A 22476-nucleotide genomic window follows, 5' to 3' on the forward strand; every position below is an offset into this window, starting at 1 on the left:
GACGACGGCGGGAGGTGCCTCCCGCCGTCGTCCGCGTCTTTTTTAGGGGTCCAGGTCTTTCAGGCTTCGAGTGTTTCAGGCGTCCAGGCAGGCCGGGCCCAGCAGGACCTTCAGGTCGCCGAACAGCGACGGGCTGGGGTTGACCCGGAGGTGGACGGGCAGGCCCATGATTTCCGTGCGCGTGTCGCCTTGCAGGTGCAGCCTGACCTCCGAGTTGCCCCGGTGGGTGCGCAGCACGTCGCCCAACTCGGTGACCACGGCTTCCGTGGCCTTGTGGGTGGGCATGGTGATCACCAGGGGCCCGTGCAGCCCCTCACTGAGGTCCGGCACGGACAGCTCCATGCAGTTCAAGGTGATGGCGCCGTCGTCGCGTTTTTGCAGCCGGCCCTTGACCACCACAATCAGGTCCTCGGCAAGCACGGATGCGATCGGTCCGTAGACCTGGCCAAAGAACATGACCTCGATTGAACCGCCCAGGTCCTCCACCTCGGCCCGCGCGTAAGCGTTGCCGCTGGCTTTGGCGATACGCCGGCTCAGGGAGGTGATCATGCCTGCGATGGTGATGATGGCGCCGTCCTGCGGTCCGTCCTCACCCAGGATGGTGGTGATGCTCATTTCGGCATGCTGGCTGAGGAGCCCCTCGAGGCCCTGCAGCGGGTGGTCCGACACATACAGGCCCAGCATGTCCCGTTCGAAGGAGAGCTTGTCCTTTTTCTCCCACTCGGGCAGGTCCGGGATCTCGATGCTCAGCGAAGCCTCCGATTCGGCCTCCTCGAAACCGGCGAAGAGGTCGAACTGGCCGATGGCCTCGTTGCGCTTCAGGGTGATGACGGAATCGATGGCTTCTTCATGGATCATCGCCAGCGCGCGGCGGTGGTGGCCCAGCGAGTCGAAGGCCCCGGACTTGATCAGGGATTCGATGGTCCTTTTGTTGCAGACCACCGCCGGGACCTTCATCAGGTAGTCCTTGAAGGAGGTGTAGGCGCCTTCGCTCTCGCGTGCGCTGACCATGGCCTCGACGGCGTTCGCACCCACGTTGCGGATGGCGCCCATGCCGAAGCGGATGTCGTTGCCCACCGGGGTGAAGTTCAGGGCGGACTCGTTGACGTCCGGCGGGAGCACCGTGATGCCCATGCGGCGGCACTCGTTCAGGTAGATGGCGGACTTGTCCTTGTCATCGCCCACGGACGTGAGCAGCGCCGCCATGTACTCGGGCGCATAGTGCGCCTTCAGGTATGCCGTCCAGTAGGAGATCACGCCGTACGCTGCCGAGTGGGCCTTGTTGAAGGCGTAGTCGGAGAACGGGAGCAGGATGTCCCACAGGGTCTTGACGGCCTCCATGGAGTAGCCGTTGTCCTGCATGCCCTGGGAGAAGCCGGCGAACTGCTTGTCCAGTTCCGACTTCTTCTTCTTGCCCATGGCGCGCCGGAGGATGTCTGCCTGGCCCAGCGAGTAGCCGGCCAGTTTCTGCGCCACGGCCATCACCTGCTCCTGGTACACGATCAGGCCGTACGTTCCGCCGAGGATCTCCTTGAGCGGTTCCTCCAGCTCAGGGTGGATGGGGATGACTTCCTGGATCCCGTTTTTGCGCAGCGCGTAGTCGGTGTGGGCATTGGCTCCCATGGGGCCCGGCCGGTAGAGCGCCAGGACGGCGGAAATGTCTTCGAAGTTGTCAGGCTTCATCAGCTTCAGCAGCGACCGCATGGGCCCGCCGTCGAGCTGGAACACGCCCAAGGTGTCGCCGCGGGCCAGGAGCTCGTACGACGCCGCGTCATCGAGTTCCAGGTTCTCGAGGTCCAGGTCGATCCCCCGGTTCATCTTGATGTTCTCGAGGGCGTCGGAAATGATCGTCAGGTTCCGCAGGCCCAGGAAGTCCATCTTGATCAGGCCAAGGCCCTCGGACGTCGGGTAGTCGAACTGGGTGATCACCTGGCCGTCCTGGAAACGGCGCATGATGGGGATGACGTCGATGATGGGGTCCGAGGACATGATCACGCCGGCGGCGTGCACGCCCCACTGGCGCTTCAGGCCTTCAATGCCCAACGCCGTCTCAAAGACTTTGGCAGCCTCGGGGTCGGTGGCAATCAGTTGCCGGAAGTCCCCCGCTTCGCTGTAGCGCTTGGCCTCCGGGTTCTGGATGTCCGCCAGCGGAATGTCCTTGGCCATGACGGCCGGCGGCAGTGCCTTGGTGAGCTGCTCGCCCATGCTGAAGGGGTAGCCCAGCACGCGGGAGGAGTCCTTGAGGGCCTGCTTGGTCTTGATGGTGCCGTACGTGACGATCATCGCCACACGCTCGTCACCGTATTTGCGGGTCACGTAGTCGATGACCTCGGAGCGGCGCCGGTCATCGAAGTCGACGTCGAAGTCGGGCATGGAGACGCGGTCCGGGTTCAGGAACCGTTCGAAGATCAGGCCGTGGCGCAGGGGGTCCAGGTCGGTAATGCGCATCGCGTACGCCACCATGGAGCCTGCACCGGAGCCACGCCCCGGACCTACGCGGATGCCGTTGTTCTTGGCCCAGTTGATGAAGTCTGCAACCACCAGGAAGTAGCCCGGGAAGCCCATGGAGGTGATGACGCCGAGTTCGTAGTCCGCCTGCTTGCGGACCTCGTCCGGGACACCCCCCGGGTAACGGTACTGCAGGCCCTTGTCCACTTCCTTGACCAGCCAGGAGGTCTCGTCCTCGCCGGGCGGGCAGGGGAACCGCGGCATGAAGTTGGCGTCGGTGTTGAACGACACCTCGCAGCGCTCGGCGATCAGCAGGGTGTTGTCGCAGGCATCGGGGTGGTCGCGGAACAGCTCGCGCATCTCGCGCGGGGACTTGAGGTAGTAGCCGCTGCCGGAGAAGGCGAAGCGGGACCCGCCGTTGTCATAGGTGGGTTCCAGCAGCGTGGAGCCCGACTGAATGGCCAACAGGGCCTCATGGGCCTTGGCGTCGTGCTCGTGCGTGTAGTGGAGGTCGTTCGTTGCCACCAGGGGCAGGTTCAGGTCCTTGGCGAGCCGCAACAGGTCGCCGGTGACCCGCCGTTCAATGTCCAGCCCGTGGTCCATCAGCTCGCAGAAGTAGTTCTCCGCGCCGAAGATGTCCCGGAACTCGGCAGCGGCCTCCAGTGCTTCGCGGTACTGGCCCAACCGGAGCCGGGTCTGGACCTCGCCGGACGGGCAGCCCGTGGTGGCGATGAGGCCCTCGGAGTAGGTGTTCAGCAGTTCCCGGTCCAGCCGCGGCCACTTGCCGAATACTGAGTCCAGGGAGGCGATGGATGAGGCGCGGAAGAGGTTGCGCATTCCCACGTTGTTGTAGCTCAGGAGCGTCATGTGGGTGTAGGAGCCACCGCCGGAGACGTCGTCCTTGCGCTGCGATTCATCGCCCCAGCGCACGCGTTCCTTGTCCGTCCGGGCGGTCCCGGGCGTCACATAGGCTTCGACGCCGATGATCGGCTTGATGCCCTTGGCATTGGCCTTCTGCCAAAAGTCGAAGGCACCGAACAGGTACCCGTGGTCTGTTGTGGCGAGGGCCGGCATGCCGAGCCGCTCGGTTTCGTCGAACAGCTCCCCCAGGCGGGCAGCTCCATCCAGCATGGAATATTCGGTGTGGGTGTGCAGATGGACGAACGAATCATGGCTGGAACTCACCGGACTATTCTAAGCGCTGCCCCGGCCCTGCCAGGGCCAGGCGCGGTGTGTCAGGCGTTGCCGGATTCCAGAACGTCCAGGGCGTAGGCCAGGTCCTGTGGATAGTCGCTGGTGACAGTGACCCGCTCGCCCGTCACCGGGTGCTCGAAGGACAGTTCACGGGCATGCAGCCACTGCCGGGTGAGTCCCAGGTTCGCAGCCAGCCGGGGGTCAGCGCCGTATGTCAGGTCACCGGCGCAGGGGTGGCGGAGCGCGGAAAAGTGGACCCGGATCTGGTGCGTGCGCCCGGTTTCGAGGTGGACTTCCACCAGGCTCGCCTTGCCGAATGCCTCCAGGACCTCGTAATGGGTCACGGAGGCGCGGCCGTCCTCGATGACGGCGAAGCGCCAGTCGTGCCCGGGGTGGCGGCCGATGGGGGCATCGATGGTGCCGGTCAGGGGGTCGGGCAGGCCCTGCACCACCGCGTGGTACACCTTGTCCACGGTGCGCTCCTTGAAGGCCCGTTTGAGGGCGGTGTACGCCCGCTCTGACTTGGCCACCACCATCACACCCGAGGTCCCGACGTCGAGCCGGTGGACGATGCCGGCACGCTCGGGAGCGCCAGAGGTGGAGATACGGTAACCGGCAGCGGCAAGCCCGCCCACGACGGTGGGGCCCACCCAGCCTGGCGAGGGGTGGGCTGCCACGCCGACAGGCTTGTCGACGACGACGAAATCGTCATCGTCGAGCAGTATTTTCAGGCCTTCCACAGCTTCCTCCACGACTTCCAGCGGGTCCCGACGTTCGGGGACGGTGACGTCGAGAACCTCCCCCGCCACGAGTTTTGCCGACTTTGCCAACGCCTTGCCCTTGTTCAGCACGTGGCCTTCCGCCAGCAGGGACGCGGCAACGGAACGGGACACGCCGAGTATGCCGGCCAGTCCGGCGTCGGCCCGTGTTCCGCCAAACTCTTCGGCGACGACGATGCGCTCACTCATGGTCGGGCTTGTCCTTGTGTCCGGTCCCGAGCCGCGTTCCGTCGAGGGCAATCCCCCGCAGGGTGAGGATGCAGATGATGGCTACGGCGGACACCACGGCGGAGTCGGCGATGTTGAAGATGGCGAAGTTGGGAAGCTGGATGAAGTCCACCACGTGTCCCATGCCAAATGACGGCTCACGGAAAAGCCGGTCGGTGAGGTTGCCCAGGGCGCCGCCAAGCAGCAGGCCCAATGCGAGCGACCACCAGGCCGAGCCCAGCCGGCGGACCTGGAACAGGATGGCGATGGCGACACCGGCCATGATGATGGAAAACACCCAGGTGACGTTCTCGCCAATGGAAAACGCCGCACCTGAATTGCGGATGAAATACCAGTGGAGCAGTGGTGGCAGCACCGGGATCCGCTCGCCCTCCACCATGGTGGAGGTTACCCAGAGTTTGGTCAGCTGGTCCAGGACATAGGCGAACACCGCGAAGCCGGCAAACAGGGACAGCAGGAGTGCCCGGCGGGGGCGGGGCGAGGGAGGGACAGGGCGTGCCGCGCCTGCGGCAATTTCGTCAGTCATGGTGCTTTCAAATTTGGGGGGGAACTGGGCGTCAATGCCAAAAGCCGGCGGCCGAGGAATCCCCAGCCACCGGCTTTCAGAATACGTGCTGCCAGGCTTAGTTCGCTTCGCTGACTTCCGGCGTCGCAACGGAGCCACGGGCATCCAGGTCGCGGAGCTGGCCTTCGATGTAGGCCTTCAGGCGTGAACGGTAATCGCGTTCGAAGCCGCGGAGCTGTTCCACCTTGCGTTCCAGGACCGAGCGCTGCTGCTCGAGTGCGCCGAGGATCTTGCGGGACTTTTCCTGGGCGTCGTTGACGAGGCTGCTTGCTTCGATCTGCGCCTCGGCGATGATCTTGTCCTTCTGCGCCTGTCCGTCGGCGACGTGGCGGTCGTGCATCTGCTGTGCCATGGCAAGCAGGCCGGCTGCGGACTCGGCGGAAGTGGAGACGGCAGCTGCGGGCGCGGCCGGTGCGGCGGCAGCCGGTGCAGCGGGCTGGACGTCCTTCTTCTTGGTTTCGGCGGCCTTGGCTTCTGCTTCTGCCTTCTCGCGGGCCTCGTCCTTGTCGGCCTTGACCGGCGCGGGGACCTTCTCCACCACTGGTGCGGCAGCGGAGCTGGCCGGCACGCTGGAACCGGCTTCGGCGAGCTTCTTGCGGAGCTCGTCGTTTTCCTGGTTCAGGCGGCGGAGTTCGACGACGATTTCGTCCAGGAAGTCGTCAACCTCGTCCTGGTCATAGCCCTCGCGGAACTTGGTGGGCTGAAAGCGCTTGTTGACAACGTCTTCTGGCGTCAAAGCCATCTGGTCACCTCACTGGTCTGGTTAGTCAGTAGGCCTTCCGGCCGTCAAAACTACGGTACCTAAATTTGGTCTGCTTACTCTAATTCAACACTGCAGTGTCAAACCGGAGGTTTCTTCGCTTTACAGTAGCCGCTCAGAAGCGGAACAACCTGCATTGCGGGTCTAATTGCCGGCTCAGGCCAGGCTCCTGGTGACGCTCATCGCAATGCTGACGCCGATGAACAGGATCAGGAAGCCCAGGTCCAGCGAAATACCGCCGAGCCGGAGCGGCGGAATGAGCCGCCGCAGTCCCTTGAGCGGAGGATCCGTGATGGAGTACACGGCGTGGGCCACCACCAGGGCCGCGCCCCGTGGACGCCATTCCCTCGCGAACATCTGCACCCAGTCGAACACCAGGCGGATGATGAGGGCAACAAAGAACAGCAGCAGGGCGAGATAGAGAAGTCCGAAAACAATTCCCATGACTTATTTCATATCTCCATATTCGTGCGGCACGTCCATGATGGGCGCCGCTGTTGTACTGCCGGTGTCTTCTCTATTTCAGCACAGATGCCAGACAGGTGTCCCTGCCTGGCATCTGACGAGGCCTGATGTTCAGCTCTGGTTGAAGAAACTGGCCTGCGTATCGCTGGCCTTCTTGTCGTCACCGATCACTTCGACATACGAGGGTGAGAGCAGGAACACCTTGTTGGTCACCCGCTCGATGCTGCCTCGGAGGCCGAAGACGAGTCCGGCGGAGAAGTCCACCAGGCGCTTGGCGTCAGCCTCACCCATGTCCGTGACATTCATGATCACCGGAATGCCGTCCCGGAAGCTTTCACCGATGAGCTTGGCATCGTTGTAGGAGCGCGGGTGGATGGTCGTGATCTGGCGCAGACCGGTATTCTCTTCGCGGCTTGAGGCCGCACGCTTAATAGGGGTCACAGGGGCGCGGTATTCCTCTTCAGGGGCGTAGGACGCCTCGCGGCTGACTTCGCGGACCGGTGCCGGGGCACGGCGTTCCTCGCGGTCAACTTCCATGGGTTCGTCCTCATCCTTACGTGTGGTCTGTTGCTCGGGCTCGTAATGCTCATCGCCATCGGCGAGCCCAAGATAGATCATTGTCTTGCGCAGAGCGCCGGCCATGGTCGACTCCTAATCCTGTCCCGTAAGCGGGCCGCCCAATGACTTGACAGCACTGAAGTCCCCCGCCCATCACTTCCAATAGCTCCGACGCTACCCCACGGCAGGACGGGAACCGAGAATATCGGAACCGATTCGCAGGTGTGTCGCCCCAAACTTGATGGCTGCTTCGAGATCCTGGCTCATGCCTGCGGAAATGGCGGTTGCAGCGGGGTAAGCCGCCACGAGCCGGGCGGAGATCCCGGCAAGCTTTTCGAACGCCGGCTCCGCCGGGACCCCCAGCGGAGCAACCGCCATCACGCCGGCGAGGTTCAGGCCCGCAGAACGGGTGATTCCTTCTGCCAGGAGCGGCACAGCGGCGGGCGCTGCCCCACCGCGGTGCGTGCCGTCGTCGTCCGCTGGATCTTCGAGGTTGACCTGGATGAAGCAGTCCAGCGGGGCGCGGCCGCTGGACTCGATCTCATTCCGCACGGCTTTTGCCAACGCATCCACGAGCTGCGGCCGGTCCACCGAGTGGACAGCGGAGGCATAGCGTGCCACGGACTTGGCCTTCTTGGTCTGCAGCTGGCCAACGAAATGCCAAGTGAGGGCGAGGTCGGCAAGTTCCAGCGCCTTGGCGGCGGCTTCCTGGTCGCGGTTCTCACCGACATCTTTGATTCCCAAGGCTGCAAGCCGCCGGATGTCCTGCGCAGGGTGGAACTTGGTGACCACGATCAGGGCGGGCAGCCGGTTGCTGCGGCCCGCACTTTCAGCCGCCGTGGCGATCCGGGAGCGTACCGCGGCAAGCCGCTGGGCAAGTTCTTCGGTACGCGCGTCTTCAGTTTGGCCCTGCCCGGGAGCCGACAGATCAGTCATGGCACCAGACCAGTCCGGCAAAACGGCCTGTGTCCCGGTCCCGGCGGTATGAATAGAGCGTTTCAGTCTCAAGGGTGCAGTCCCCTGCGTATTCCACGTCCACGCCAACGGACTCAAGCTGGCTCCTAGCGCCGGCAGGGAGGTCAAGGGCTGGTGTACCCCAGGACGTAGTGCTCCAGGTCGCGGGAACCATGTTTGCCACGCCATCGCGCAGGGCGGCTGGAACTTCGTAGCAGGACCCGCAGATTGACGGCCCCAGCCAAGCGCGGATCCGGGTAGCGCCAAGAGACTCCATGCTCTCCACCGCGGCGGGCAGGATACCGTTCGCGACGCCGGGGCGGCCTGCATGCACTGCGGCAAGGACCGGACCGTTCCCGGACTCCCCCGCCAGCAGCACCGGGATGCAGTCCGCCACCATGACCGCCAGGGGCAGTCCGCGGGACACCATGGCGTCGGCCTCAGGGGCCGGTGACTCCGCGTCCATCAGCACAACCGTGGTGCCGTGCACTTGGTTCATGAAGCGCAGCGACTGCGGTCCCACACCGATGGACTGCTCCAGGCGTGCTCGGCGCCCCTGGACCCTGGCGGGATCGTCCCCCACGTGCAGGGCCAGGTTTCCTGCATCCACATTGGTGAATGCGGCCGACACCCCGGGCAGGATGTCGGCACGCCAATGGAACAAGCCGCCGCCTACTTCAGGAAGTCGGGGACATCCAGGTCATCCGGGTGGTTGCCGGTAAGGTCCGGCTCCACCACGGAAGGCAGGTCGACATCGAAGCCCGAATCGGCAGGGACGGCAGAGGGACGCTGCTGGCCCCAGTTGCTGAGTCCCGCAGCGCCGATACCGGCGTGGAGCGGCTGGACGTTCTGCTGGTGGTTTCCGTTGCCCTGGTGGTTTCCGTTTTGCGGGTGGGCCGAGGCCGGAGCGGCTGCAGGGGCAGCGGGCCGCTGCGGGGCGGCCTGCGGCTGGGACTGGTCCATGGAGGGCGAGGTGGCCTTGACGTCGTCGAACCCGGCCGCGATCACTGTCACGCGCGCTTCATCGCCAAGGGCGTCATCGATGACGGCGCCAAAGATGATGTTGGCTTCGGGGTGGGCCACTTCCTGGACCAGCCGCGCGGCCTCGTTGATTTCGAACAGGCCAAGGTCGGAGCCGCCCTGAATGGACAGCAGCACGCCGTGGGCGCCGTCGATGGATGCCTCCAGCAGCGGCGAGGCGATGGCCAGTTCAGCAGCCTTGACGGCACGGTCTTCGCCCCTGGCGGAGCCAATGCCCATGAGGGCTGAGCCGGCGCCCTGCATGACGGACTTAACGTCCGCGAAGTCGAGGTTGATCAGGCCCGGCGTGGTGATGAGGTCCGTGATGCCCTGGACACCGGAAAGCAGCACCTGGTCAGCGGAGCGGAACGCGTCAAGGACGGACACGTTGCGGTCGCTGATGGAGAGCAGGCGGTCGTTGGGGATCACGATCAGGGTGTCCACTTCGTCGCGCAGGGCATCGATGCCCGCCTCCGCAGAACCGGCACGGCGGCGGCCCTCGAAAGTGAAGGGGCGCGTCACCACACCGATGGTCAGGGCACCAAGCGAGCGGGCGATGCGGGCAACGACAGGCGCGCCGCCGGTGCCCGTGCCGCCACCCTCGCCGGCGGTGACGAAGACCATGTCCGCGCCGCGGAGGACTTCCTCGATTTCGTCCGCGTGATCCTCGGCGGCCTGCTTGCCCACCTCGGGGTTGGCGCCGGCGCCCAGGCCGCGGGTCAGCTCGCGTCCGACGTCGAGCTTCACGTCCGCGTCGCTCATCAGCAGGGCCTGGGCGTCGGTGTTGATGGCAATGAATTCAACACCCCTGAGGCCGACCTCGATCATGCGGTTGACTGCGTTCACGCCACCGCCGCCGATGCCGACGACTTTGATGACGGCCAAGTAATTCTGCGGAGCTGCCACGTTACGTGTCCCTTGTTCGTGTCTTATTGCGAAAACTGATGGAGAGCTTGAAGCCTGCAACCTTAACCTTCGAGTTGAAGGTTATAGTTATGTCAAGTAACTCTTGTCTGTGACGGTATTTCCTCTGGTGCACACATTCAATAACCGGGTCCGCGTGTCGGATTAATACCGGGAAAGAAAGCGCTCAGCGCGTCACGGGGTGCCGGGGCACACTGACATCGTAGACCTTGACGGGGTTCTTCGGATCCGCCGGAGCCTTGAGGAGCGCGGCCAGGACCTTGGCCTTGAGTTCCTTCTCCGAGGCGTTGCCCCACACGATGATCTGGCCGTCCACGAGCTTGAGTTCGACGGCATCCACGGACTGCGCGGACGCATTGGACAGCTTGGCCAGCACATCGGCAGGCAGCGCACCCAGGACTGCCGCGGTGGCGCGGAACAGGTCCTGCCCGATCGCCCCGGCGCCGCCGTCGATCACGGGCAGGGACGCTGACGCCGGATCGTCGGTGGTGCCCAATCGCACGCCGTCGACGTCCACCAACTGGTACTGCTCCCCCTGTTTGACCAGGGCCACCGGTACCCGCTCGTGCACGGCGACGGCAAGGGTGGATGGCGGGCGCGCCTCGACGGAGACGGATTTCACCTGGATCAGGGAGCCGAGCAGCCCGCGCACATCATCGTCGCTGATCTGCGGCAGGGGCTTGCCGCGGAGGGGCTCCAGCGCCGCCTGCACCTGCTCCGGGGTGACCAGGCGGGTGCCGGAGACTGAGACGGTCTTCAGGGCCAGGACAGGTGAGTAGATTGCGGCAGCCAGCAGTGCGGCCACCAGCGCAATCACGGTTCCGACGGCGAGCACGACTTTCTTCCGCCGCCGCCGGCCCTTTGGCTCCGGAAATGCCAGGACGGTTGCCCCGGCAGGTTTCTGCTCCTGCGCCGGCTTCTGCGCGGGTTTCTGCGCGGGTTTCGCTGCCGCCTGGTCCGGTATGCTGCGCGACGCGGTGATCACATCCCCGCCGGCGCCGCCGGGCACCTCTTCCGGCCCGCTGTCCCCCAGCCGGGGCGCGGGGCTGCTGTTCCGTTTGGGCGGGGCGTAGGTGGGGCGGCGGGAGCTAGGCATGGAGTGCCTCCACGATTCGGGGCCCGTAGGCAGTGACGTCTCCTGCGCCGACGGTGAGGACGACGTCCCCTTCACCTGCCGCTGCGGCAAGCGTCTCCACCGCCTCATCGGCGCTGACCAGCCGGCCGCCCTGGGTGAGGTGATCGGCAATGAGCTGGCTGGTGACCCCGGGAATGGGGTCTTCCCTGGCGGGGTAGATATCCAGGACCAGGGCGGTGTCGGCCAGGTTGAGGGCCGCGGCAAACTCTGCCGCGAACTCGCGGGTGCGTGAAAACAGGTGTGGCTGGAAAAGGACATGGACCTTGCTGCCGCCCGCCACCGAACGGGCTGCGGTCAGGGCCGCACGGACTTCGGTGGGGTGGTGGGCATAGTCGTCAAAGACCCGCACCCCACGCGCCGTGCCCTTGAGCTCGAAGCGCCGGGACGCGCCGGCGAAGTGGGCCAGGCCCTCGGCCGCGGCTGCCGGGTCCACGCCGAGTTCAAGGGCCACGGCAAAGGCGGCCGCGGCGTTCAGGGCGTTGTGGCGGCCCGGAACCTGCAGCGACAGGCCGTAGCGTGCACCGCCTGTTGCCACCGCAACCTGGCCCGGGCCGCCGTCGTCCAACCTGACGTCCGCCGTCTCGCCGGTGCCGTACAGGACCACCCGGGTGTTGCCCCGCTCCCTGGTCCGTTCGGCCAGGGCCAGCGCTCCCGGATCGTCCGCGCAGGCTACCAGCAGGCCGTCCGACGGCAGCAGCTCAGTGAACCGGTCGAACGACTGGTAGACGGCTTCCGCGGTGCCGTAGTAGTCGAGGTGGTCAGGCTCAACGTTGGTGACGACGGCGATGCGGGGCCGGTAGTTCAGGAAGGAGCCGTCCGATTCGTCTGCCTCGGCGACGAAAATTCCTGAGGTCCCGTGGGCTGCGTTGACCCCAAGCGCGGGAATATTGGCTCCCACGGCGAAGCTGGGATCCAGGCCGGCTGCCCGCAGCAGGACGGTGATCATCGACGTCGTGGTGGACTTGCCGTGCGTTCCGGCCACGGTCACCACGACGTCATCGCCCATGGTGGCCGCCAAAGCCTGCGAACGGTGCAGCACCGGCAGCCCTGCGACCCGTGCCGCCGCCAGTTCAGGATTGTCTTCCCGGATTGCCGATCCGGCCACGACGGTCTGCGCGTCGCCCAGGTTTCCGGCTGCGTAACCCACCGCGATGCGTGCCCCGGCCGCAGCGAGGTCTGCCATGACCGGCAGATCCTTGGCATCGGAGCCGCTGACGGGGACACCGCGGGCCACCATGATGCGGGCCACGGCGGACATGCCTACTCCCCCGATGCCAATGAAGTGCACCTTTCCAAGGGAGTCCAGGCCGGGCAGGTTGTGGGGGCTCATGCTGATACCGCTTCCAGGACAAGACCAGCCATTCGCTGGTCGGCGTTTCGGATGCCGAGCCGGTAGGACTTGGCTTCCATGGCGGCGAGCCGTGCTTTATCAGTGATCAGCGGGATCAGCTCGCGCTTGACCCATGCAGCCGTGAAATCGCGGTCTGCCACCAGCAGCGCGCCGCCGGCGGCCACCAGGCCCTTTGCGTTCAGCGCCTGTTCCCCGTTGCCGATGGGCAGGGGCACCAGGACTGCCGGGACCCCTACCGCTGCGACCTCGGACACCGTGGCCGCCCCGGACCTTGCCAGCAGCAGGTCGGCGGCAGCATAGGCAAGTTCCATTCCGTCGATGTACTCCACCTGCCGGTACCCCTTGGCCGTGAGGGGCCGGCCGGCCTGGTCCAGGACAGTTTTGCCCCGGCCGGTGATGTGCAGGGTCTGGACGCCCGCTTCGGCAAGCAGTCCGACCGCCGCTGCGATGGTCCGGTTGATGCTTTGCGCGCCTGACGAACCGCCGGTGACGATCAAGGTGGGCTGTTGGGGATCAAGCCCCAGCGCCTCCAGCGCGGCAGTACGGGCGGTCTTCCGGTCAAGGCTGGAAATCTCCCTGCGCATAGGCATACCAACATGCGCGGCGTTGCGGAGCGGTGTGCCCTCAAAGGCCACTGCCACCCGTCCGCCCAGGAAGGCTCCCACCCTGTTGGCCAGCCCGGGGCGCGCGTTCGCCTCGTGGATCACGATGGGTGTGCCGCGCTTCCGCGCCGCCAGGTACATCGGGGTGCAGACATATCCGCCCACGCCCACCAGTACGTCGGCCTGCGCCCGGTCGAGGATGGCTCCGGCCTGGCGTACGGCGCCGGCCAGCCTGCCGGGCAGCCGGAGCAGGTCCGCGGACGGCTTCCGCGGAAAAGGTACGCGGTCAATTGTGGCGAGGTCCACGCCTGCGGCGGGAACCAGCCGGGTTTCCATGCCCGCGGGCGTCCCCACGGCCAGGATGGCGGCATCGGGAGCATCGCTGCGGATGGCGGCGGCGATGGCGAGCAGCGGGCTGATATGGCCGGCTGTTCCGCCGCCCGCCAGGACGATGGAGGGTTTTGTCGAAGTCATCTGGGGTTAGGCACGCTTTCTGGAATTCTTTGGTTGGCTCTTGTCCCGCGCTGGCCGGATCCGGAACTTCAGCATCCGCTTGGGCCGAATGGCCGGGGCCATCTGTTCCCGGGCCAGCGAGAGGACCACCCCCACGGCACACAGCGACATCAGCAGGGCCGAGCCGCCGTACGAAATAAACGGCAGCGGCACGCCGATGACGGGCATCAGGCCGGTGACTACAGACATGTTCACCGTGGCCTGGCCCAGCAGCCACACCATGATGGTGCCCGCCAGGACCCGGTGGAACATGTCCTCCTGTGCCACCACCACGCGGTAGATCGCAGCGCCGAGGATCGCGAAAAGAACCAGGACGACGACGGTCCCCACCAGGCCGAGTTCCTCGCCGATGATGGCGAAAATGAAGTCGTTGTGGGCTTCGGGGATCCAGCTGTACTTTTGCCGGCTCTGTCCAAGGCCAACCCCCAGCCAGCCCCCTGAGGCAAGGCCGTACATGCCGTTGGTGGCCTGGTAGTTGGCGTCGATGCCGTCGGCGCAGGATTGGCCGGTCCACCAGGAGGTGATGCGGCACATGCGGTTGGAACTGGTCACGGCCATGACGGTGGTGCCGGCAGCGGCGACAAGGCCTGCAATGCCGAAGAGGTAGAGGGGGACGCCTGCGAAGAACAGCGCGGCCGCCATGATCATCATGATGATCATGGCCGTGCCCAGGTCGTTGCCCACCAGGATCAGCACGACGATGATGGCCGCCATGGGGACGGCGGGGACCAGCACGTGCTGCCAGCGGCTGAGAAGCCTGCCCTTCCTGGCCAGCACCGTGGCCAACCATAGGGCGAGGGCCAGTTTGGCGGCTTCGGACGGCTGGAACGTGATGCCGCCCAGGTCAACCCAGTTCCGGTTGCCGTTGATCTCCGTGCCCACCACCTGCACCAGGGCAAGGAGCGCCACGGCGAACCCGACGGCGGGCCAGGCCAGCCGCTTCAGCCAGGTGACGTTGATGCGCGAGAGCACGAACATGGTAAATATGCCGATGGCAGCGAAGACACCCTGCTTCAGCGCGTCCCCGTAGGGCGACTTTCCGGCGGCGATGGATTCAACGCTGGAGGCGGAGAGGACCATCATGATCCCGATGGCCGTCAACGCGAGGGTGGCGCCAAGGATCAGGTAGTACGTGGAGCCGTTCCGGGACTTGCCGGTTCCCTCCAGCAGGGCCCAGAACCGCCGGTACGCGGTGCGCAGTTTCGCGCCTGCCGCTGCCGGCTGCCGGGAGGCGGCAGCCGTTGAGCCGGGGCGCGTCCTGCCGGCCTGGGGCCGGGTGGGCGTACTGGCCATCGTTACTCCTCGCCGGTCTGGGCCTGCCCTTCCACCAGCTCGCGGACAGCGTCGATGAAAGTACCACCACGGTGAGCGTAGGAAGAGAACTGATCCATGGAAGCAGCTGCCGGAGCCATCAGCACGGTATCGCCCGATTCGGCGATCCGTGCTGCTGACGCAACGGCCCAGGACATCACCCGTTCTCCCTTGCCGGGGGAACCGCCGGACGTGCCATCGGGCGCCGAAGCAGTCTGCACCCCTTCAGTCTCACCTGACTCCGGTTCAATCACCGGGACATCGGGCGCGTGTCGCTGGAGGGCTTCCCGGAGGTGGGCGGTGTCCGTACCGATCAGTACCACTGCCTTGAGCCGTGGGGCGTGGTCCCGGACCAGCTCGTCGTAGCTCACGCCTTTGGACAGGCCACCGGCGATCCAGACGACGTTGCTGAAGGCCGACAGGGATGCGGAGGCCGCGTGGGGGTTGGTGGCCTTGGAGTCATTGACCCAGAGCACGCCGTTCATGCGGGCGACCGGCTGGATGCGGTGGTCGCCCGGAACGTAATCGAGGATGCCCTGGCGGACTGCCTTGGCGTCCACGCCGTACGCGCGGACCAGGCCGGCTGCGGCAAGGGCGTTGGCCACCATGTGGCGCGGGGCCAGCGGTCCAAGGTCTGCCATCGAGGCCAGTTCAGCCGCGCTGTTCCTGCGCTCCTCGATGAAGGCGCGGTCCACCAGCAGCCCTTCCACCACGCCAAGCATGCTGATGGCCGGCGTGACAGTGGTGAAGCCCACGGCTCGGCAGCCCTCCACGACGTCGGCGTTTTCCACCATGCGCTCGGTTTCGATCTGCTCGGCGTTGTAGATGCAGGCCTTCTGGGTCCGCTCGTACACCTTGGCTTTGTCAGCGAGGTATGAATCATAGGAACCGTGCCAGTCGACGTGGTCTTCGGCCACGTTCAGGCAGACGCTCGCCACGGGCGACACGGATTCGGCCCAGTGGAGCTGGAAGCTCGAGAGTTCGACGGCGAAGACGTCGTACTCGACGGGATCGCGGAGGGCATCCAGGATGGGGGTGCCCACATTGCCGACGGCGATGGCTTTGAGGCCGGCGGCGCGCAGCATGGATTCGGTAAGTCCCACCGTGGTGGTCTTGCCGTTGGTTCCGGTGATTGCCAGCCAGTCGGCCGTCTTCCGGCCTTCCCTTACCCGCACCCGCCAGGCAAGTTCGACGTCGCCCCACACCGGAATGTGTGCCCGTGCCGCTGCTGCGAGCAGCGCCTGGTCCGGGCGCCATCCGGGCGAGGTCACGATCAGTTCCGGAAGCTCGCCGTCGATGCGGGGAATGTGCGTGACCGCGTCGGGACCGAGCAGCACGTCGGCGGCACCCACGATCTTCAAAGTGTCCGCGTGGGCGTGGGCCGTCTCGCTGGTGGCGGCGTCGACTACCACGACGCGTGCACCGAGTTCGATGAGGGTGTCCGCAGCGGCGAAACCCGACACCCCGATGCCCGTGACGACGACACGCAGGCCGGCCCAGTCGGAGTCCCAGGAGACGAGGTTTGCCAGGCGTGGGGAAACGGTCACAGCAGTACAACCCATTCAGCGTAGAAAATGCCCAATCCGACGGCAACGAAGAGTCCGCCCAGGATCCAGAACCGGACCACGACGGTCACTTCGGCCCACCCCTTCAGTTCGAAGTGGTGCTGCAGCGGCGCCATCTTGAACACGCGCTTGCCGCCTGTTGCCTTGAAGTAGCCCACCTGGATGATGACGGACAGGGTGATCAGCACGAAGAGACCGCCCACGATGCCCAGCAGGAGTTCGGTGCGGGACAGGATGGCGAAGCCCGCCACCGCGCCGCCGATGGCCAGCGAACCTGTGTCGCCCATGAAGATCTTTGCCGGCGATGTGTTCCACCAGAGGAACCCCACCAGCGCGGCGCTGAGGATGGCGGCCAGGAGCGCCAGGTCCAGGGGGTCCCTGACCAAGTAGCAGCCGCTGCCGGCCTCCCTGGGGGAACCGCAGGCCTGGTTGCTCTGCCATATGCCCATGAGCGTGTAAGCGCCGAAAACCATGATTGATGCGCCGGCCGCCAGGCCGTCGAGGCCGTCAGTAAGGTTCACGCCGTTGGTGGCCGCGGTGACGATAAGGTTCGACCAAATGACGAAGAGGATGGCGCCAAGGACGGTGCCGCCGAAGGCGAGGTCGAGCCAGGGCAGGTCCCGGACCAGGGAGATCTTCGTGGACGCGGGCGTCAGTCCGGCGCTATTGGGGAAGTTCAGCGCAAGGATGGCGAAGATGATGCCTACGGCGGCCTGGAGGATGAGCTTGGCCTTGGCATTGAGGCCAAGGCTGCGCTGCCGGGAGATCTTGATGAAGTCGTCCAGGAAGCCCACCAGGCCCATGCCCACCATGAGGAACAGCAGGATCAGGGCCGAGGCTGATGGTCCCGGTGAGTCTGGGTTCATCATCAGCATGATGAGGTGGGTGAGACCGTAGCTCAGCAGTACGGAGGCCACCACCACGGTTCCGCCCATGGTGGGGGTGCCGCGCTTGGTGTGGTGCGATGTGGGGCCGTCGTCACGGATGAACTGGCCATAGCCGCGGTGCACCAGGAGGCGGATGAAAAGCGGGGTGCCCACCAGGGAGCACAGCAGGGCCAGGCCTGCGCCGATCAACAGAGCAATCACAGCAGAGTGCTCCTTTCGTCGGCAGGGGTGGAGGTTCGGGGTAATGCTATCCGATCGCCCAAATGGCGAAGTCCCACGCTGTTGGAGGACTTGAACAACACCAGGTCGCCGGGCTGGAGTTCGGCGTCCAGGACTTCGTAGGCCTCATCCACCGTTTCGGCGAAGAGGCATTCGTCCCCCCACGACCCTTCCTGCACGGCTGAAACGTAGAGTGCCCGGGCCTCGCGGCCCACCACCAGCAGCCTGGAGATGTTGAGGCGCACCACTTGGGTTCCGACGGCGGTGTGCTCGCGGATGGAGTCGTCGCCCAGTTCCAGCATGGCCCCCAGGACGGCCCAGGTGCGGCGGCCGCGGCCAAGGTCGGCAAGGGTTCGAAGGGCCGCCCGCATGGACTCGGGGTTGGCGTTGTATGCATCGTTGATGACGGTCACGCCGTCCTGCCGCTCGGTGCGTTCCATGCGCCAACGGCTGGCGGCGGCCTGGTTGCTCAGCGAATCCGCGATGTGGTCTCCCGGCACTCCGGCAGCCCATGCGGCTGCAGCGGCTGCGAGCAGGTTTCCCACGTGGTGCGCGCCGATGAGCCGGCTGCTTACGTGCCGGGGAGCAGCGCCATCCGGCAGCTGGAGGTCGAATTCGGGGCCGCCCCCGGCGTTGGTATCCACGTTGAGCGCCTGGACCTGTGCATCCGCGCGTCCGTCTGCGGAAAAGCCGAGGACGGCAGCGGAGGTACGGCTGCGCATGGCTGCCACGCGCTCGTCGTCGAGGTTGATGATCGCGGTGCCCGCGGCGGTCAGGCCTTCGACCATCTCGCCCTTGGCCAGCGCAATGTTCTCCACTCCCCCGAACTCGCCGGCGTGCGCGGTACCTACAGCCAGGACCACCCCGATGTCCGGCTTGACCATCTCTGCGAGGTAGCGGATGTGGCCGATCCCGGTGGCCCCCATCTCGATAACGAGGTAGCGGGTGTCTGTGCCGGCCCGGAAAACCGTGAGCGGGACGCCCACCTCGCCGTTGTAGGAGCCTTGCGGTGCCACCGTGTTGCCTTGCGTGGCCAGGATTCCGGCCAGGAGGTCCTTGGTGGTGGTCTTGCCCGCGGAACCGGTGATTCCAATCACCGTCAGCTGCTCTCCTGCTGCCGCACGTGCGGCACGGATCCGGCGGACGGCTTCGGCGGCAAGTGCGCCCATGGCCAGGACGGCGTCGTCCACCACGATCGAAGGGTACGCCTTGCCGTCCGGTGCGGACACCGGGCGCTCGACGAGTGCCAGTACGGCGCCCGCGCCAAAGGCGGCGTCGATGAAGTCATGGCCGTCGGCATATTCGCCCGGCTTCGCGACGTAAAGCGAACCCGGTGTGGCTTCGCGTGAATCCGTCACCACCGAGAGGGGCGTTAGTCCGGGATCGGCGTCCAGGCGCCCGCTGGTGATTTCGGCGATTTCCGCCGCAGTAAATGCAATCATCTCGGTCTAGGACTCTATCCGGTCGTCATGGAGAACGTTGAATCCCCTGGCTGTCAAGGCGCTGCGCAGTTCCACCCTGTCGTCCAGGGCAAGGTTGACGCCCTTCACTTCCTGCCAGACTTCGTGCCCGCGGCCCGCCACCAGGATGGTGTCCTGTGGGCGGGCAAGGGACACGGCGTGGCGGATGGCTTCGTCGCGGGGGAAGACCTCCAACAGCTCTGCCCCCGATGACCCGCTGGCCAGGGCTTCACGTGCCCCGGCCATCACGTCGGCGCGGATCGCAGCCGCGTCCTCGTCGTGGGGGTCGTCGTCGGTGATGATTACGGTGTCGGCAAGCCGGGCCGCAATGGCACCCATCGCGGGTCGCTTGCCCTGGTCACGTTGTCCGGTGGCACCGAACACCACGATCAGCCGGGAGTCCGGTTGGGGCGCGCGGACGGCTTCCAGGGCCCGGGCCAGGGCGTCGGTGTTGTGGGCGAAGTCCACCACGGCGGCGGGCTGCTCGGCGATCAGCTGCATCCGTCCGGGCACGGCCACGGTGAAGGGGTCGGCGGCGTCCAGGGCGGCCTGCAGATCGGCCAGGTCCACACCGGACGCAAGGACCATCAGCGCAGCCAGGGCCGCGTTGGCAACGTTGAAGCTGCCGGGCAGTCCGGTGTGGATCTGCAGGGTGGCGCCTGAGGGACCCGCAAGCGTGAAGTCGGTACCAAGCCCCCGCGGCGCCGTTGCTGCAACTGTCCAATCCGCCTGGGTGCTGCCGCCCGTGCTGAGCGTGGTGACCGGCACCTGGGTGCTGCCGGCCAGCCGGCGTCCCCACTCGTCGTCGACCGTCACTACCGCCCGGCGGGTGCGCCCGGGCGTGAAGAGTTCCGCCTTGGTGGCAAAGTACTCCTCCATGGTGTTGTGCAGGTCCAAGTGGTCCTGGGTGAGGTTGGTGAAACCCGCGACGTCAAAGAGCAGGCCGTCCACGCGCTGGTAGGAGATGGCGTGGGAGGACACTTCCATGGCGGCAGCGTCGAGCCCGCGTTCGCGCATGAGCGCCAGCAGCCCGTGGACCTCAGGCGATTCGGGCGTGGTCAGGAGGCTGGGGATCGGTTCCCCGCCGGCCAGGATTTCGATGGTTCCGATCAGGCCGGTCTTCTGCCGGAGCGCACGCAGCAGGGAGGTGATGAAGTAGGTGGTAGTGGTCTTCCCGTTGGTTCCTGTCACACCGAACAGCCGCAGTGGCCGGCCGTCAGCGGGCTGGCTGCGGTAGATCATCGCGGAGAGCGGTCCCACCTCGTTGCGGGGATTCCCGACGACGAGCACCGGGACGGGCGTGTCCGCGGACAGGGCGAGCAGCCGCGCACCGGCGTCGTCTGTCAGCACGGCCACTGCCCCAGCACCGATGGCGTCGGAGGCGAAGTCGGCGCCGTGCCTGCTGGCTCCGGGCAGCGCCACGTACAGGTCGCCGGGCTCAACGGTGCGCGAGTTCAGCGATATCCCCGTGATCTCCACGTCAGCGGCGGGTTCGGGCACAGTTACGCCAAGGGACTTCCCGACGGCGGCCAGCGGGACGGCAGCTACGGCTGCGGGCCGGAAGCGGCCTGGACTTTCATCCCGGGCTTCGTCTCGTGCAGCGTCGCTGCCGGGCGTGGTGAACTCTGACAAGGGGATCTCCGATGGTGCTAGTGCGTGCCCGGCATGGTTCGCCCCGGGCACTTTGATGCGCTGGATGCTGCTGGTACTTCCGGCCCCGCGCGGCCGCTATTTGGCGTACTGGGGCATCCTGGCCGGCGTACCGGTTGAAGGCTGGACGTTGTAGGTCCGCAGCGCCTGGCTCATGACGGACCGGAACACCGGCCCGTTGGTGATGCCGTAGATGCTGCCCTTCGGCCGCTGGAGCACCACCTCCACAATAAACCGCGGATCATCCATCGGCGCCATTCCCACGATGGAGGCCGTGTAGCCGCAGTAGCCCGACTTGCCGTCGTCGCACGGTGACTCCGACGTGCCGGTCTTGGCTCCCACCCGGTAGCCGTCGATTCCGGCGTCCTTGATTTCGCCCTCGGTGACGGCGCTTTCCAGGATGTCCTGGACCTGCTGGGCCGTGCTGTCGGAGACAACCTGCCGTGACGGCTGGGCCGGCACCTTCTCCTCCGTGCCGTCAGGCGAGATGTAGGAATCGATCAGCCGTGGCTGCAGCATGACGCCGTTGTTGGCGATGCTCTGGTAGGCACGGACCGTCTGGAGCGTGGACTGGGAAACTCCCTGCCCGAACAATACGGTGTACTGCTGGCGTCCATCCCACTGGTCCGGTGGCGTGAGGATGCCGGCGGCGGTGGCCGGCAGGCCGATATCCGGCGCCTCGCCGATGCCGAACTTCTTCAGCCAGTCATAGCGCTGTTCCTTGCTAAGCCGCTGGCCGGCCATGACGGTTCCGGTGTTCATGGAGTACCCGATGATGCCCGCCAGCGTCCGTTCCTCGGTTCCGTGGGTGAAAGCGTCGCTGAACGTCTGGCCGTCAACCGTGTAGGTGGGCGGGATGGTGAAGGTGTCGAGCGGTTTCGCAAGTCCCTCGTCGATCACAGCTGCTGCCGTCATCATCTTCTCCACGGAACCGGGCTCATAGGCTGCGGTCACGGAGCGGACGCCGCGGTCCTTGGCTGCCACCAGTCCCGGGTTGTTGGGGTCCGGGGAGTTCGTGTCGGCCAGGGCCAGGAGGTTTCCAGTTTTGGCATCCATCACGATGATGACGCCCCACTCGGCGCTGAGCTTGTCCGCCTGGCTTTGAACGGCCTGCTGCGCAAAGTACTGAAGATCGGAGTTCAGCGTGAGCTTGACGTCCTTGCCGTTCTGCGGCGGAGTCAGCTCGTCCAGGCCCACCGGGATGCGCAATCCATCGGCGCCGATCTCGAACAGGCGCTTGCCGTCCTTGCCCTTGAGTTGGTCGTCCTGGGTCTGCTCGATCCCGGCCAGCCCGGTAGTGCCGTCCTGGAGGAAACCCACCACTCCCCCGGCCACAGCGCCGTTCGGGTAGACGCGCTTGCTGACGCCCTCGGCAACGATGCCGGGCACCTGGAGTTTAGAGATGCGGTCCTCGACGTCGGGCTTCACGTCCTTGGCCACGATGTGATACGGCTGCTGGCCGGTGACCGCGTCCCGGACGGCGTTGGTGTCCATGCCGAGGGCGGCGGCAAGCTCGGAAATCGCCTGGTCGCGGCTGACGTCCACCAGTTTTTCGTGGCCGTCGGCCTGGTCCAGCCGCTTGTAGGACTCCGTCTTGGTGTTGACCCGCTGGTCCACCACGATGTTGTAGCGGATCACGCTGTTGGCCAGTACGGTGCCGCGGGAATCAAGGATGCTGCCGCGCTCTGCCGGCAGGATGGCGGAGGTCATCCGGCTGTTCAACGCCGCTTCGGCCATGCCCCCGACGTCGAGCCCCTGGACCAGGAAGAGCTTCCCGCCCACCACCAGCAGGAGCGTGAGCATGACGCCCAGTCCCAGGCGTAAGCGTTTCGTGGCGTTGGGTGCCTTGCTTTGTCCTGCCTTGCCGGTCTTCTCCGCCACCGTGATA

18 protein-coding genes are annotated in these 22476 nt (G+C 66.0%); all 18 read right to left on the reverse strand.

Annotated elements, in window-relative coordinates:
* Positions 1-75: 75 nt before the first annotated feature.
* On the reverse strand, positions 76-3633 hold the full coding sequence (dnaE, locus tag ACETK3_RS16250; protein WP_237430252.1) for a DNA polymerase III subunit alpha: 3558 nt from the start codon (positions 3631-3633) through the stop codon (positions 76-78).
* Between the two features lie 50 nt (positions 3634-3683).
* Positions 3684-4610, reverse strand: coding sequence for an RluA family pseudouridine synthase (locus ACETK3_RS16255; protein WP_237430251.1), 927 nt, complete (start codon positions 4608-4610; stop codon positions 3684-3686).
* Positions 4603-5175 carry a signal peptidase II gene (lspA, locus tag ACETK3_RS16260; RefSeq protein WP_236821784.1) on the reverse strand — a complete coding sequence of 191 codons (573 nt, stop codon included), beginning with the start codon at positions 5173-5175 and terminating at the stop codon, positions 4603-4605. The genes ACETK3_RS16255 and lspA overlap by 8 nt, the downstream gene beginning before the upstream one ends.
* Before the next feature lie 97 nt (positions 5176-5272).
* Positions 5273-5956 carry a DivIVA domain-containing protein gene (locus tag ACETK3_RS16265; RefSeq protein WP_236821783.1) on the reverse strand — a complete coding sequence of 228 codons (684 nt, stop codon included), beginning with the start codon at positions 5954-5956 and terminating at the stop codon, positions 5273-5275.
* A 174-nt stretch (positions 5957-6130) separates the two neighbouring features.
* Complete coding sequence (locus ACETK3_RS16270; RefSeq protein ID WP_142134322.1) at positions 6131-6418, reverse strand: YggT family protein; 288 nt, start codon at positions 6416-6418, stop codon at positions 6131-6133.
* 132 nt (positions 6419-6550) lie between these two features.
* Positions 6551-7081, reverse strand: coding sequence for a cell division protein SepF (locus ACETK3_RS16275; RefSeq protein ID WP_141160844.1), 531 nt, complete (start codon positions 7079-7081; stop codon positions 6551-6553).
* Between the two features lie 90 nt (positions 7082-7171).
* On the reverse strand, positions 7172-7933 hold the full coding sequence (locus ACETK3_RS16280; protein WP_236821782.1) for a YggS family pyridoxal phosphate-dependent enzyme: 762 nt from the start codon (positions 7931-7933) through the stop codon (positions 7172-7174).
* Complete coding sequence (locus ACETK3_RS16285; protein WP_236821781.1) at positions 7926-8615, reverse strand: polyphenol oxidase family protein; 690 nt, start codon at positions 8613-8615, stop codon at positions 7926-7928. Before ACETK3_RS16285 ends, ACETK3_RS16280 begins: the two co-directional genes overlap by 8 nt.
* Positions 8616-8623: 8 nt before the next feature.
* Entirely contained in the window at positions 8624-9877 is a 1254-nt protein-coding gene (gene ftsZ, locus ACETK3_RS16290) for a cell division protein FtsZ (protein ID WP_236821780.1), read from the reverse strand.
* 184 nt (positions 9878-10061) lie between these two features.
* The gene (locus ACETK3_RS16295; RefSeq protein ID WP_237430250.1) at positions 10062-10991 is read right to left on the reverse strand and encodes a cell division protein FtsQ/DivIB; all 930 of its coding nucleotides are present in this window, start codon (positions 10989-10991) and stop codon (positions 10062-10064) included.
* Positions 10984-12360, reverse strand: a complete 1377-nt coding sequence (murC, locus tag ACETK3_RS16300; RefSeq protein WP_237430249.1) for a UDP-N-acetylmuramate--L-alanine ligase — start codon at positions 12358-12360, stop codon at positions 10984-10986. Before murC ends, ACETK3_RS16295 begins: the two co-directional genes overlap by 8 nt.
* Complete coding sequence (gene murG, locus ACETK3_RS16305) at positions 12357-13457, reverse strand: undecaprenyldiphospho-muramoylpentapeptide beta-N-acetylglucosaminyltransferase (protein WP_237430248.1); 1101 nt, start codon at positions 13455-13457, stop codon at positions 12357-12359. The genes murC and murG overlap by 4 nt, the downstream gene beginning before the upstream one ends.
* 6 nt (positions 13458-13463) lie before the next feature.
* Positions 13464-14789 (reverse strand): putative lipid II flippase FtsW, encoded by a 1326-nt coding sequence (gene ftsW / locus ACETK3_RS16310; RefSeq protein ID WP_237430247.1) that lies wholly within the window; start codon positions 14787-14789, stop codon positions 13464-13466.
* Positions 14790-14791: 2 nt separating this feature from the next.
* A complete protein-coding gene (gene murD / locus ACETK3_RS16315) occupies positions 14792-16369 on the reverse strand; it encodes a UDP-N-acetylmuramoyl-L-alanine--D-glutamate ligase (protein ID WP_237430246.1) in 1578 nt (525 codons plus the stop codon).
* Positions 16351-17460: a phospho-N-acetylmuramoyl-pentapeptide-transferase gene (mraY, locus tag ACETK3_RS16320; protein ID WP_236802020.1), complete on the reverse strand. Its 1110-nt coding sequence runs from the start codon at positions 17458-17460 to the stop codon at positions 16351-16353. The genes murD and mraY overlap by 19 nt, the downstream gene beginning before the upstream one ends.
* A complete protein-coding gene (gene murF, locus ACETK3_RS16325) occupies positions 17457-18920 on the reverse strand; it encodes a UDP-N-acetylmuramoyl-tripeptide--D-alanyl-D-alanine ligase (protein ID WP_237430245.1) in 1464 nt (487 codons plus the stop codon). The genes mraY and murF overlap by 4 nt, the downstream gene beginning before the upstream one ends.
* A gap of 6 nt (positions 18921-18926) precedes the next feature.
* Positions 18927-20570, reverse strand: a complete 1644-nt coding sequence (locus ACETK3_RS16330) for a UDP-N-acetylmuramoyl-L-alanyl-D-glutamate--2,6-diaminopimelate ligase (protein WP_236802018.1) — start codon at positions 20568-20570, stop codon at positions 18927-18929.
* A 96-nt stretch (positions 20571-20666) separates the two neighbouring features.
* Positions 20667-22469: a penicillin-binding protein 2 gene (locus ACETK3_RS16335; RefSeq protein ID WP_236802017.1), complete on the reverse strand. Its 1803-nt coding sequence runs from the start codon at positions 22467-22469 to the stop codon at positions 20667-20669.
* Positions 22470-22476 lie beyond the last annotated feature (7 nt).

The organism is Arthrobacter sp. E44 (assembly GCF_041877125.1).
GTDB lineage: Bacteria > Actinomycetota > Actinomycetes > Actinomycetales > Micrococcaceae > Arthrobacter.